The sequence below is a fragment of the Bacteroides sp. UBA939 genome (genome assembly GCF_002293435.1).
In the GTDB taxonomy this organism is placed as follows: Bacteria; Bacteroidota; Bacteroidia; order Bacteroidales; family Bacteroidaceae; genus Bacteroides.
Genome location: NZ_DBDF01000103.1, coordinates 1 through 13,375, shown reverse-complemented (window position 1 = coordinate 13,375; position 13,375 = coordinate 1). Strand labels below are relative to the sequence as shown.

General features: G+C 41.8%; 11 protein-coding genes. 6 read left to right on the top strand and 5 right to left on the bottom strand.

Features of this window, described 5'->3' with window-relative positions; genetic code table 11:
- Nucleotides 1-200 precede the first annotated feature (200 nt).
- Nucleotides 201-899 (bottom strand): porin family protein, encoded by a 699-nt coding sequence (locus B2Z67_RS07215; RefSeq protein WP_291529143.1) that lies wholly within the window; start codon nucleotides 897-899, stop codon nucleotides 201-203.
- A 39-nt stretch (nucleotides 900-938) separates the two neighbouring features.
- Nucleotides 939-2,717, bottom strand: coding sequence for a PBP1 and LysM peptidoglycan-binding domain-containing protein (locus tag B2Z67_RS07210; protein WP_291529142.1), 1,779 nt, complete (start codon nucleotides 2,715-2,717; stop codon nucleotides 939-941).
- A 121-nt stretch (nucleotides 2,718-2,838) separates the two neighbouring features.
- Between B2Z67_RS07210 and B2Z67_RS07205 the strand changes: the two genes are divergently transcribed.
- The 4 genes from B2Z67_RS07205 to B2Z67_RS07190 all read left to right on the top strand — a co-directional run bounded on the left by B2Z67_RS07205 (nucleotide 2,839) and on the right by B2Z67_RS07190 (nucleotide 8,551).
- Nucleotides 2,839-3,555 (top strand): gliding motility-associated C-terminal domain-containing protein, encoded by a 717-nt coding sequence (locus tag B2Z67_RS07205; protein ID WP_291529141.1) that lies wholly within the window; start codon nucleotides 2,839-2,841, stop codon nucleotides 3,553-3,555.
- Complete coding sequence (gene uvrA, locus B2Z67_RS07200) at nucleotides 3,556-6,387, top strand: excinuclease ABC subunit UvrA (RefSeq protein WP_291529140.1); 2,832 nt, start codon at nucleotides 3,556-3,558, stop codon at nucleotides 6,385-6,387.
- Between the two features lie 40 nt (nucleotides 6,388-6,427).
- Nucleotides 6,428-6,907 carry a Cys-tRNA(Pro) deacylase gene (gene ybaK, locus B2Z67_RS07195; protein ID WP_291529145.1) on the top strand — a complete coding sequence of 160 codons (480 nt, stop codon included), beginning with the start codon at nucleotides 6,428-6,430 and terminating at the stop codon, nucleotides 6,905-6,907.
- 108 nt (nucleotides 6,908-7,015) lie between these two features.
- The gene (locus B2Z67_RS07190) at nucleotides 7,016-8,551 is read left to right on the top strand and encodes a peptide MFS transporter (RefSeq protein ID WP_291529139.1); all 1,536 of its coding nucleotides are present in this window, start codon (nucleotides 7,016-7,018) and stop codon (nucleotides 8,549-8,551) included.
- Nucleotides 8,552-8,626: 75 nt separating this feature from the next.
- On the opposite strand, the gene B2Z67_RS07185 is transcribed toward B2Z67_RS07190, so the two are convergent.
- Complete coding sequence (locus tag B2Z67_RS07185) at nucleotides 8,627-9,124, bottom strand: GNAT family N-acetyltransferase (RefSeq protein ID WP_291529138.1); 498 nt, start codon at nucleotides 9,122-9,124, stop codon at nucleotides 8,627-8,629.
- A 368-nt stretch (nucleotides 9,125-9,492) separates the two neighbouring features.
- Between B2Z67_RS07185 and B2Z67_RS07180 the strand changes: the two genes are divergently transcribed.
- Entirely contained in the window at nucleotides 9,493-9,819 is a 327-nt protein-coding gene (locus tag B2Z67_RS07180; RefSeq protein ID WP_291529144.1) for a PadR family transcriptional regulator, read from the top strand.
- Nucleotides 9,820-9,906: 87 nt separating this feature from the next.
- A complete protein-coding gene (locus tag B2Z67_RS07175) occupies nucleotides 9,907-10,995 on the top strand; it encodes a PspC domain-containing protein (protein ID WP_291529137.1) in 1,089 nt (362 codons plus the stop codon).
- Nucleotides 10,996-11,245: 250 nt separating this feature from the next.
- On the opposite strand, the gene dnaJ is transcribed toward B2Z67_RS07175, so the two are convergent.
- Both dnaJ and B2Z67_RS07165 read right to left on the bottom strand, forming a co-directional pair.
- Nucleotides 11,246-12,412, bottom strand: coding sequence for a molecular chaperone DnaJ (dnaJ, locus tag B2Z67_RS07170; protein ID WP_291529136.1), 1,167 nt, complete (start codon nucleotides 12,410-12,412; stop codon nucleotides 11,246-11,248).
- A gap of 5 nt (nucleotides 12,413-12,417) precedes the next feature.
- Nucleotides 12,418-13,041 (bottom strand): nucleotide exchange factor GrpE, encoded by a 624-nt coding sequence (locus B2Z67_RS07165; protein WP_291529135.1) that lies wholly within the window; start codon nucleotides 13,039-13,041, stop codon nucleotides 12,418-12,420.
- Nucleotides 13,042-13,375 lie beyond the last annotated feature (334 nt).

Here is a 13,375-nt window from a genome sequence, read left to right as displayed (position 1 = left end):
TTCGCTATATTATCATTCATAGTATAAACTAATTAGGAACAGCTACTTAAACAATACATTATCTCAGCTTTACCGGTAGTAATTGATAAAACTACTTAGTAGTAGTCAGTCAACTACCTACTAGTAGTTGGTCAACTACTTAGTAGTAGTTGATACACTACTACGTAGTAAATTCAAAAGTACTTTTCTTTCTTCCAAAACTACTTCTTGAGATCAAACAAATAGCTTATTTTAGCTACTATTACCCCGTGTGCCGAACGGGAAAAGTAATCTTTTTTTGTGCTTTTGTAGAAGTCGGATAAGGCATAGTAATATCGACCTTCTATCAAGAAATTTCCTGCTTTTGTGCGCAATTCCAGTCCTAACCCCCCGGTAATACCATAGTCGAATTTATTTTCAACATCTTTATCATGCTGCTCAGTGGTTATTGCTACTATGCTTGGAAGATTATCCCATGCATCATTTTTCGTCCGCGTATCGCTGATAAAGAAACCCACCTGAGGACCCATATTGATGAAGAATCGCACTCCCCGCTCTTTGCCGAATGCCAGATGCGCCAAGAAAGGTATTTCCACATAGTTCATCTTGCGGGTATATTGCAAATCAGGATAGTCTTCATTAAATTCATCCCAACCATGCTGTGAATAGTTCAATTCCAACTGAACTCCGCATATCATACTGAAATATTTTTCGGAAATATAGCGAGCTGTCAGTCCTCCGTTAACTCCCATCAAGTTTTTCTGCCGGACGGCAGGAGAGAAGCTGACACTGTTCATATTGACACCTCCATTGAAACCTACTGCAAAGTTATTGCGTAGTTCGCCTATCTGTGCGTGCCCGGGCAATATTCCACATACGGTGAGTAGCAGAACAACCCCTATTATAATTTTTATTTTCATCGTCTTTCGGGTTTAAAAGCCATTAACTCCTGGTTCGCATTAATCATAGTCAAGTTTTACCAACTCATAGTTCCTGGTGAAATGCACAAAAAACACCTTCTTGTTAATGAAGCCTCCCCAATTGTTTACCCGCTCAAAATTAAAGCCTGTCTGAATGGGAACTAAATCCATAAGTTGTATGTTCTTTTCGAAGTCAGAACCGTAACGTGATAAACCATTCAGGAAGAAGTAAGCAGTGTCGAAACCTAACATGCCGAACTTCGGATAGCGTTCATCCATATCTTTGCCGTACCATTTGCGGTAACTCTTGGTAAAGTTGATAGCAGTCGGCAGTAGATTATTGGTATAGAATGAGGAATAGAAATAAGTATCTAATTCAAAAAAGGCTGTCAGATGGTCTTTGGTATAAGTTTGCCACTCGGGATAACCAAATAGGTGAATATTGTTTTCCGAATTATCCCGCACCAACAAAGTAAGTTGGGGAAGTATTTTAATAAGGGTCGTATTCTCTCCTGACGTTGGAATAAATATATTCTCCCGGTCGGATCGCAATGCGGATTTCAATGCTTCTACCGTCGCATTTTCTTTCAATGAACTCATGGGGACGGAACGGTTGCGCAATTCATCTTTCAATCCTTTGATGAAATCTTCTTTATCCGCAGTGCCTGTACTGGCTTCAATAAAGATAACGTTGGGGTTAGGGAACTGACGCAGGAAATGGTCGTATACTTCAGAATAAAGGTATGACTGTGGTGTGTTAATCTGATAGACGGCAGGATTGCGGAATACCGTATTGTCTTTTGACGTAAACGGTATTACTAAACGGATATCATTCTCTTGCGCGAAATCGGCTAATGGCTTGATGTGCTCCTGTTGCAGCGGGCCGAAAATGATATCCATATCTTTCATTTCGCTTTTGAAAAGTATCGTGTTCAAAGAAGTATTTCCCGAACCGGAGTTATAGGTGTACAAGTCGACGGAGGTTCCGGTACGCTTCAGACTGTCTACAGCCATGAGGAAACCTTCATAATATTCTACCATACGCGCTGTTTCACTTTTGGGACCATCTAAGAAAGGAAGGATAATTGCCGCCTTGATGGTGCTGAATCTTTCATGGTTTTTTTGGTTTTCATCGAATAGTTCGCTGTTACTGGGAACCACCTGAGGCTGAGTATTTGTCTCCACTTGTGCTACAGGGTAGGGGATACAAAGGAATGTTCCTTTCTTTATCTTATTTTTACCTTCCAATTCGGGGTTGGCGGCTATCAGTTCTGCTTCTGAAATTCCGTATTCGCGGCTGATGCTGTACACGGTTTCTTTCCGTTTCACTTTACGCATGTCCCTGCAACGGGGTTGTACAGGGCCTTGAATAATAGGGGTTACAGGTTGTGTGATTGTTTCTTTGATAACAACTCCTGCTTCATCAGCAGAAGGAATACGTATTACTTGTCCGATACGGAAATTCTCAGCGCTCAAACCGGGATTAGCGTCACAGATTGACTGGGCTGATACACCATATTTAACAGTCAGACGGTAAAGTGTTTCACCCTGTTCTATGGTATGGAATGTTTCTGTCGGGGTATTGGCGGTGGTACGCGGAATGCGGAGTGTGCGTCCAACAAGGATCTTTTCATCACTTCCGGGGTTTAACTTTACGATGTCCGTCTGGGCGATGCCATACATGCTGGAAATAGAATAAAGGCTTTGCCCTTTTTCAATGGTATGCAAAAAGTAGGACTGGTTCTCTTGCGCAATTACGCCTAAACTGCATGCACCTGCAAGCAACAGGAAACAAAAAATCCGGTTAATCGTTCTCATTCGATATCGTTGGGTTATGTTTACAATTTTCATTAATCAATCGCAAAGGTACGAATATTGTCTAAAAAGTACAACACATACGCTGATATTCACTCGGAAACCGTTATTTTTGCAGCTAATTATGCGAAACAGGTTGTTTTCATATATCGGTTGCGTAGCGATATGGTTGTTCGGATGCTTGCCGGTGCGGGCTGATGGGGGAAAGATAGTGTTATCTGATATTTCTCCCGTTGCTATTTTGCTTTCCGAAAATGGAGTTATACCTGAAGAAAGTATCTCTGTTTATCCGGGTGATGCATATACAGGCGCTGCTCCGCTTGAGTTTCGTTTTATATGGAATGATTCCGGTGATGAGGATTCGGGAGAAACAGCTAACTTTCGTTACGAATGGAATTTCTCCGGTGACGCGGCTTTCAACGAGATTTTTCTGACACGTTTTGACGGTGAAACTATCTATAGTTTCCAGGAATCCGGTACGTTCTATGTTCGCCTGATCGTAACGGATACCGAAACGGAAAATACAATTGTTTCCGATGTTTTTGTTTTCCGTATCGCAGAATCGGAACTCAAAGTCCCGAATGCTTTTTCACCTAATGGGGATGGAGTGAATGATGTCTTTCGCATAAAATATAAATCGTTGGTTCGTTTCAATGCATATATCTTAACCCGCGGAGGACAGGAAATTTACCGTTGGGGACTGCAAAACATAGATGCCGGATGGGATGGTACTACACGTGGAAAGAATGTTCCGGAAGGTGTGTATTTTATTGTAGTAGAAGCTGAAGGAGCGGACGGAATCAAGTATAAGATTAAAAGTGATGTTAATATATTGAGATAAATGACAGAAGAAACAGAATATATCAATGTATATGGTGCGCGCGTGCACAACCTGAAAAATATAGATGCTGAAATTCCTCGTAACAGTCTTACTGTAATTACGGGATTGAGCGGAAGCGGCAAATCATCGCTGGCTTTCGACACGATTTTCGCAGAAGGACAGCGTCGTTATATCGAAACGTTTTCTGCATACGCCCGTAGCTTTCTGGGAAATCTGGAACGTCCGGATGTGGATAAGATTACCGGATTAAGCCCGGTTATCTCCATTGAGCAGAAAACGACAAACAAGAATCCCCGTTCTACCGTAGGTACTACGACAGAGATTTATGACTTTCTGCGTTTGCTGTATGCCCGTGCCGGTACAGCATACTCTTATCTTTCGGGTGAGAAAATGGTGAAATACACCGAGGAAAAGATTCTTGATCTTATTCTGAAAGATTACCAGGGACAACGCATCTATATTCTTGCTCCGTTGGTTCGTAGCCGTAAAGGCCATTACAAGGAGTTGTTTGAGCAAGTGCGGAAAAAAGGTTACCTGTATGTCCGTGTTGACGGTGATGTGCGTGAAGCATTGCCCGGTATGAAGCTGGATCGTTATAAGAGCCACGACATCGAAGTGGTTATTGACAAGCTTGCGGTGACAGACAAGGATGATGTCCGTCTGAAAAAAAGTGTGGCTACGGCAATGCAACAAGGTGACGGGTTATTGATGATACTTGACTTGCAGACTGAAAAGATACGCCACTATAGTAAGCGGTTGATGTGCCCCGTTACCGGATTATCTTATCGGGAACCGGCTCCACATAACTTTTCGTTTAATTCTCCGAAGGGTGCATGTCCCAAGTGTAAGGGGTTAGGAGTTGTCAATCAGATTGATGTGGAAAAAGTGATTCCCGACCGGAAGCTGTCTATAGCCGAAGGAGCTATCGCACCATTGGGAAAATATAAAAACAGTCTGGTTTTCTGGCAGGTATCGGCTATATTGGAGAAACATGAAGCTACTCTTAAAACTCCCGTTAAGGAACTGCCGGATGAAGCGATTGATGAAATCTTATATGGTTCGGATGAGCGTATCAAGATTAAAAACTTATTAATCGGCTCTTCATCAGAATACTTTGTGACATTTGAAGGTGTGGTTAAATACATCCAGATGTTGCAGGAAAAAGATGCTTCCGCCACTGCACAGAAATGGTCGGATCAGTTTGCTAAGGAAAGCGTATGTCCTGAGTGTAAAGGAGCGAGGTTGAATAAGGAAGCGTTGCACTTCCGCATTCATGACAAGAATATCTATGAACTTTCCTGTATGGATATCAGCGAGCTTTATGATTGGTTGATGAATGTTGATAAATACTTGGACGGCAAGCAGCAACAGATTGCTGCTGAAATTCTGAAAGAAATTTGCACCCGTCTGAAGTTCCTGTTAGATGTCGGACTGGATTATCTTGCGCTCGATCGTGGTTCCGTAACCCTTTCCGGCGGAGAAAGTCAACGCATCCGGTTGGCAACGCAGATAGGTTCGCAGTTGGTGAATGTGCTATATATTCTTGATGAGCCGAGTATCGGTTTGCATCAGCGGGATAACCAGAGGCTTATTCATTCTTTGAAAGAACTGAGGGATATAGGTAATTCCGTTATTGTTGTTGAACACGACAAAGATATGATGATGGCGGCGGACTATGTTATCGACATGGGACCTAAAGCCGGACGTCTGGGAGGAGAAGTTGTTTTCTCCGGAACTCCCGTTGAAATGCTCAAAACGCATACATTGACTTCACAATATCTTAATGGTGAACGTGAAATAGAAATACCCGCCCAGCGTCGTAAAGGCAATGCGCATAGTTTGTGGCTGCATGACGCCAAAGGTAACAATCTGAAAGGTGTAGATGTGGAATTTCCTCTCGGTAAGCTGATTTGTGTAACAGGCGTATCCGGTAGCGGAAAATCAACTTTGGTCAATGAAACTTTGCAACCTATCCTTTCCCAGAAGTTCTACCGTTCTCTTCAGGATCCTTTGGAGTATGGAAGTATTGAAGGGTTGGAGTATATTGATAAGGTAGTCAATGTAGACCAGTCTCCGCTGGGGCGTACGCCCCGTTCCAATCCGGCAACTTACACGGGAGTGTTTTCCGATATCCGCAATTTGTTTGTCGGCTTGCCGGAAGCCAAAATCCGTGGATATAAGTCGGGGCGCTTTTCGTTTAATGTCGTCGGAGGACGCTGTGAAGCATGTCAAGGCAATGGTTACAAGACTATTGAGATGAATTTCCTGCCTGATGTATATGTGCCTTGCGAGGTCTGTCACGGTAAACGTTATAACCGGGAAACTTTAGAAGTGCGTTTTAAGGGAAAATCCATTGCGGACGTACTCGATATGACTATTAACCGTGCCGTAGAGTTCTTTGAAAACGTTCCGCAAATTCTGAATAAAATTAAGGTTATCCAGGAAGTAGGCTTGGGCTATATCAAATTGGGACAGTCCTCCACAACACTTTCCGGTGGTGAGAGCCAGCGTGTTAAATTGGCTACCGAACTTTCTAAAAGGGATACCGGCAAAACCCTTTATATTCTTGATGAACCTACCACCGGACTTCATTTCGAAGATATCCGTGTGCTGATGAATGTACTTAATAAACTGGTAGATAAAGGTAATACCGTTATCATTATCGAGCATAATCTTGACGTGATAAAGCTGGCGGATTATATTATTGATATGGGACCTGATGGTGGAAAGGCCGGCGGGCAAGTCCTGAGCTACGGAACACCGGAAGAGGTAGCTGAGAGTACAAAAGGATATACTCCCAAGTTTTTGAGAGAAGAATTAAACGTGAAATGATCAGAAACCGTTAAGAACGCCGGATTGCATATTCGCTATGATGAAGATTAACAAAACAAATGCTGCGAGGTTGTTGGATAAGGCTAAGATACCTTACGAGCTTGTTCCTTATGAAGTGGATGAAAGTGATTTGAGCGCCGTTCATGTAGCCGCCTGTTTGGGTGAGAATATTGATCAGGTATTCAAAACCCTTGTCCTGCATGGCGATAGAAACGGATATTTTGTTTGTGTCATCCCCGGTGAACATGAAGTGGATTTGAAACTGGCAGCCAAAGCTTCGGGTAATAAGAAGTGTGATCTTATCCCGATGAAAGAACTACTTCCTTTGACGGGTTATATCCGTGGCGGATGTACGCCCATCGGCATGAAAAAGCCTTTTCCGACATACATTCATGAGTCCTGTCTGAACTATCCTTATATTTATATAAGTGCCGGTCAGCGGGGCTTGCAACTGAAACTCAGTCCGAAGGATTTAATAAAAGAAGCCCGTGCCGAGGTTTGTATTCTTTTCCGGGAATAATCTTTTTCAAGAGTAATTTGGCTTTTTAACGGGATATTTCGACAAAAGGTATATATTTGCAAAGAATAAACGAAAATCAATCTAATTACTAATTTAAAAACTTATTTTATGTTCAAGAATCATCCTAACGGTCTGATAGCCGCTTCTTTTGCTAATTTAGGCGAACGTTTCGGTTTCTACACAATGATGGCTATTCTGGTGCTTTTCTTACAAGCCAAATTTGGGCTGGATGGAAAAGAAGCCGGTTTGATCTATTCAACTTTTTATTTTTCTATCTACATTCTTGCACTGATCGGTGGTATCATTGCAGACAGAACCCGTAACTATAAAGGTACCATTCTGGTTGGTATTATTATGATGGCTATCGGTTATCTGATGCTTGCCATTCCAACACCTACGCCGGTTTCCAGTAAGGTGTTGTTCCTTACAATTACTTGTATCGGATTATTTGTTATTGCTTTTGGTAATGGTTTGTTCAAAGGTAACCTTCAAGCACTGGTAGGACAGATGTATGATAATCCGCAGTACGCTAATATGCGTGATTCAGGTTTCTCCTTATTCTATATGTTCATCAATGTAGGCGCTATCTTTGCTCCTTTTGCTGCCGTAGGAATACGTAACTGGTGGTTGTCGACTTTTGGTTATAATTATGATGCTGATCTACCCGCACTTTGTCATGGACATCTGGCTGGAACTTTGACGCCTGAAGCTATTGAGACATACAATACATTGGCGGCAAAAGTTACAATATCCGGTGCTCCTGTAACGGATATGACAGCATTTGCTAATAGCTATCTGAATGTGTTTACTACCGGTTTTCATTATGCATTCGGTATTGCCATCGGTGCGATGTTAGTTTCATTGGTTATCTTCATCTTGAACAAAAGACGTTTCCCGGATCCTAGCCGGAAAGCGGCTGCCGTTAAAGATTCTGCAGTTGTAGAAATGAGCATACATGAAGTGAAACAACGTATCTATGCTTTGTTTGCTGTATTTGCAGTAGTAATCTTTTTCTGGTTCTCTTTCCATCAAAATGGTTTGACGTTAACGTATTTTGCTAAAGAATTTACAGATTTAAGCGGTGTCAGTATTGACCTTGGTTTTCTGAAGTTTGAAGGCGCTGAGTTATTCCAATCTCTGAATCCATTCTTTGTAGTATTCCTAACCCCGATTATTATGGCTATTTTCGGGTGGCAACGTGCTCGTGGTAAAGAACCCTCCACGCCGAAAAAGATTGCTATCGGAATGGGTATTGCCGCTACTGCTTTCCTGGTAATGGCTATTGGATCTTATTTTGCAAATCTGCCTTTGCACAAAGATATTATTGCATTGGGTACTTCTCCGGTTAAAGTAACTCCTTTATTGTTGATAGTTACTTATCTGATTCTGACAGTTGCCGAGTTGTATATCTCCCCATTGGGTATTTCGTTTGTATCCAAAGTTGCTCCTCCTAAGTATCAAGGTATCATGCAAGGTGGGTGGCTCGGTGCTACGGCTATTGGTAATCAGTTATTGTTTATCGGTGCCGTATTATACGAAAGTATCCCTATCTGGATGACTTGGACAGTGTTTGTTGTAGCTTGTTGTCTCTCTATGTTCACAATGCTTTTCATGCTGAAGTGGTTGGAACGAGTGGCAAAATAGTGTGACTGACTATATATTATAAATAGCGAATGATGAATCTGCATAGGTATAGCAGTCCATCATTCGCTATTTATTTTAAATCTCCAACCCCATTATGTAGTCATTCATATAAAATCCGTTTCCTATCGGGAAATCTCCTTCCCTCAGCTTCTTCATCCCCATGTATTCATAGAACTTCACTGCCTTGTTGTTGCGGTTCACATTCAGTTCCATCAGGCACGAACCGGGATGTACCTCCTTTATATATTTAATGGCTTCGCGGAAAAGAAAGCTGCCGCAATGCATTCCCTGAAAAGAGGAGAGTACATAGATTTTCTGCAGATGAAACAAATCATCCCCTTGCTGCTGCACGGATACGTATCCACATGCCTCCTCACCTTTGTATGCAATGAAATACACATGCCCTTCTTCCTCCATTTGCTTGCGGATGTTTTCTAAAGAATACATCCATTTCATCATGTATTCCATTTGTTCAGGGACAAGAATCTCTTTATATGTTTCGGGAAATATCTGCCATGCAAGCCTGTTTATAAGCTTGCAATCAGCTATTGTAGCTTTTCTGATAGTTAACATCATTCGTTGTATTTACATCTTTTTCCTGCAAAGATATGTTTTTCATTCGTATTATTAATGCGAATCAGGAGTTAGAGGAATTAATAAAGGAGTTATCAGCCCTCAAGCGGGTTTAGGAGTTAAAGCCGATACTCCCTTAATGCTTAATTCTGTATATCAGTAACCAGACTATCGGCTTTAACTACTGATTCACATTATTAACTAAGGTGTATACAGTATTACGCGTTAATTATATATAATATATAGTACTTTGTATTGCATAGTACTAATACAATGCATATATTTGTGCCATACAAAGAGAAGCTCTGTCACAAGTGGTTGCTCTTTCTAAATAAGAAGTAAATTGTAGAATTATAAATTAATAAATGATGGACGCAAATAATGTAAAGTCGCAAATGCGTAAGGGCATGTTAGAATATTGCATCATGCTACTGCTACACAAAGAACCGGCTTACGCTTCAGACATTATCCAGAAACTGAAAGAAGCTAAGTTGATTATAGTAGAAGGAACGCTTTACCCATTGCTCACTCGTCTGAAGAATGACGACCTGCTAAGTTACGAATGGATAGAGTCCACACAGGGACCACCTCGTAAGTACTACAAACTCACCGAAAAGGGAGAAACTTTTCTTGGAGAACTGGAAATATCCTGGCGTGAGTTGAATGAAACGGTAAATCATATAGCCAATTATTAGAAACTACTTTGATTTCTCTTTTCGAACGCTTTCTTAAGCTTGATAAATAAATCCTCGTATCAGTATAAATTAAAAAAACAAATAGCAATGAAAAAGACATTAACAGTAAATTTGGGCGGAACTGTTTTCCATATTGACGAAGACGCCTACCGCCTCTTGGATAACTATCTTTGTAATCTGAAACTGCACTTCAGCAAACAAGCCGGTGCCGATGAAATTGTAGATGATATAGAACGCCGTATCTCCGAACTGTTTTCTGAGAAACTAACGTCAGGTTCTCAGGTGATTTCCATAGCTGACGCAGAAGAAGTAATAGCCCGTATCGGTAAACCGGAAGAAATGGAAACCGGATCTGAAGAAGACAAAACTTCGGGCAGTGGTTACGGGGCAGGCTCCTGGAATAATGAAAACGCTTCTTATTCTTCTCGCCGCCGTTTGTATCGCAATCCGGATGATAGAATGCTGGGTGGCGTAGTCAGTGGTCTGGCAGCCTACCTGAATTGGGATGTGACCTTGCTTCGTCTTTTACTGCTTATCGTTTTGATTTGCGGAGTTGGCACATTGGTTCCCGTATATATTGTGTGTTGGCTTGTGATACCCGAAGCCCGTACCGCAGCCGAAAAGCTGAATATGCGTGGCGAAGCTGTTACGGTAGAAAATATCGGTAAAACAGTAACCGATGGTTTTGAAAAAGTAGCTAACGGTGTAAACGATTATATGAAGTCGGACAAACCTCGCACGTTTCTGCAAAAGATGGGGGATGTATTCGTAATGATGGCAGGTTTCTTCCTGAAATTGTGCATGGTTATCTTCGCCATTATTTGTAGCCCGGTATTATTTGTGTTCGGTATAGTGTTCGTAGCCTTGCTCATTGCGGCCGTTTCGGTTGCTATTGGTGGTGGTGCGGCGCTAATTTCCTGGTTCCCGGATATTGATTTCATATTACCCGTATCTCCTCTGTCGGCTATCGTGATGTATATTGCAGGTATCCTCGTAGTGGGAATTCCTTTGGTGAGCATCGTTTTCGCAATCTTCCGTCCGGTTTTCAATTGGCAGCCAATGGCTTCCGGTCTGAAGTGGACATTACTTATTCTATGGATTGTCAGTTCAACAATCTTCTTTATCTGTTTCACAATGCAAGGCTTTACATTCCCGGAATTACTGATGCGAGGGTAACAAAGCTGTTATTATAGTTTTTCTGGGGCTTGGAGATGTCTGGTAAAGACATCTCCAAGTTTTGTTTCGTTCCGTATCATTTTTAAGCTAATTATAATTGCCTGCACCTAAAGTGACGAAGAACCAAACAGTTTCGTAGTAGTAAAATGAACAGCGTCAGTTAAAGCTTATACTTATTCTTTAACTGACGCTGTTTTTATGTCATATCCTTGCGGCTTGAAACCGCTTTAGCCCGAATGCTTACTTTAGTTTAGTCGAATAAACTCTTGAACTTCTTGAATATCTTTTCCTTAACTGAAGTGTTCGGTTTGAAGTTATCTGAGTTCTCCATTTCCTCAAGTGATTTTTTCTCTTCCTTATTAAGAGTTTCCGGTACGTATATGCTTACATTGACTAATAAATCTCCGGTACCGTATCCGTTTACACTTGGCAATCCTTTCCCACGCAGACGAAGCACCTTTCCCGGTTGAGTTCCCGATTCGATTTTCACTTTCACTTTTCCGTCAATGGTGGGTATTTCTACTGCACCGCCTAAAGCTGCTGTCGGGAAGCTGAGGAGCAAGTTGTAAATCAGGTCGTTTTCGTCGCGGATGAGTTCCTTGTCCGGTTCTTCTTCTACGAAGATCAGCAAGTCGCCCGGTATACCATTATGTTTTCCGGCATTTCCTTTTCCACCCATGGAGAGTTGCATACCTTCCATAACACCTTTCGGGATGTTGACGCTTACTACTTCTTCGCCGTAAACAATACCTTCACCGGCGCACTCTTTACATTTATTTTTAATGATTTTGCCTTCACCGCCGCAGGTCGGGCAAGTGGTACGCGTCTGCATTGTACCAAGAATGGTTTGCTGGTTACGGATTACCGTACCGCTACCTTTACAGGTCGGACAAGTTTCGGCACCGCCGTCACCTTCTGCACCCGAACCGTGACAATGATTACATGGTACATATTTTTTCAGTTTGAATTTCTTTTCTACACCGGTTGAGATTTCTTTCAGGCTCAATTTTACCTTTACGCGCAAATCCGAACCGCGAAATCGTGGTCGTTGTGCACTTCCGCCGCCGAAACCTCCTCCGAAACCACTGAAACCGCCCCGTCCTCCGAATATATCACCAAACATCGAGAATATATCATCCATGGACATACCTCCTCCGAAACCGCCGAACGGGCCTCCATTACCTGCAGCGCCGCTCATACCGGCATGGCCGAACTGGTCATAACGGGCGCGCTTATCTGCGTTACTTAGTACGTCGTATGCTTCTGCCGCTTCCTTGAACTTGTCTTCCGCCACTTTGTCACCCGGATTTTTGTCCGGATGATATTGGATTGCTTTTTTGCGATAGGCTTTCTTGATCTCTTCTACCGTTGCTGTCTTTTCGACTTCCAGTATTTCGTAGTAATCTCTTTTTTCCATATATTTTATTCTCCTACTACCACTTTGGCATGACGGATTACTTTGTCGTTTAGCGTATAACCGGTCTGTACGCAGTCCAGGATTTTACCTTTCAATGCTTCATCCGGCGCCGGAATAACGGCGATAGCTTCATGATAATCGGTATCAAGAGGTTGCTCTTTTGTTTCTATCACTTTTACTCCATCCTGTGCCAATACGGACATGAATTTGTTATAAATCAATTCTACTCCTTCTCTTACGGCCGCTACATCTGTGGCAGTTGCCATATTTTTTAGAGCGCGTTCAAAGTCATCTACTACCGGAAGTACACTGCTGATTGTTTTTTCACTACCATTGAGAATAAGTTCCACTTTTTCTTTCATGGTGCGTTTGCGGTAATTGTCGAATTCGGCAGATAGACGCAAGTATTTATCTTTCTGATCTTCTATCACTTTGTTCGCTTCTTCCAGTTCATTGGCGAGTTTCTGTTCTTCTGTCAGAATTACTTCTTCCTGCGTATTTTCTTCTTGGAATTCTTCGTTTTCCGCCACCTCATCTTGAATAGTTTCGGATTTGACTTCTTCTTCGTTGATGTTTTCTTTTTCTTTCGGATTCATATTTTTATGCTTCAAAAATGATTTTATTTTCATTGACATTAGAGGCTTAAATTGATATGCTTTTGTTCTAACAAAAACTTTGCCAAATTGGCTGTCTTTCTCGAAAGCGCCGCAAAGGTAGTACTTTTATGTCAGATTGACAGCGCATTTCTAAAGGTATTCGTGAGAAAACACCTATCTTTAACCTGTATTATTCATACTGTAGTAGTTAGAGAAGTTATCAGCCAACAAGTTGGCTTAGAAGTTAAAGCCGACACTCCGTAAGACATAAGCAAAACTATCACCTACTAACTACTAACTACTAACTACTAACTACTAACTACTAACTACTAACTACTAACTACTAAGTACCAAATAAGAATTAGTT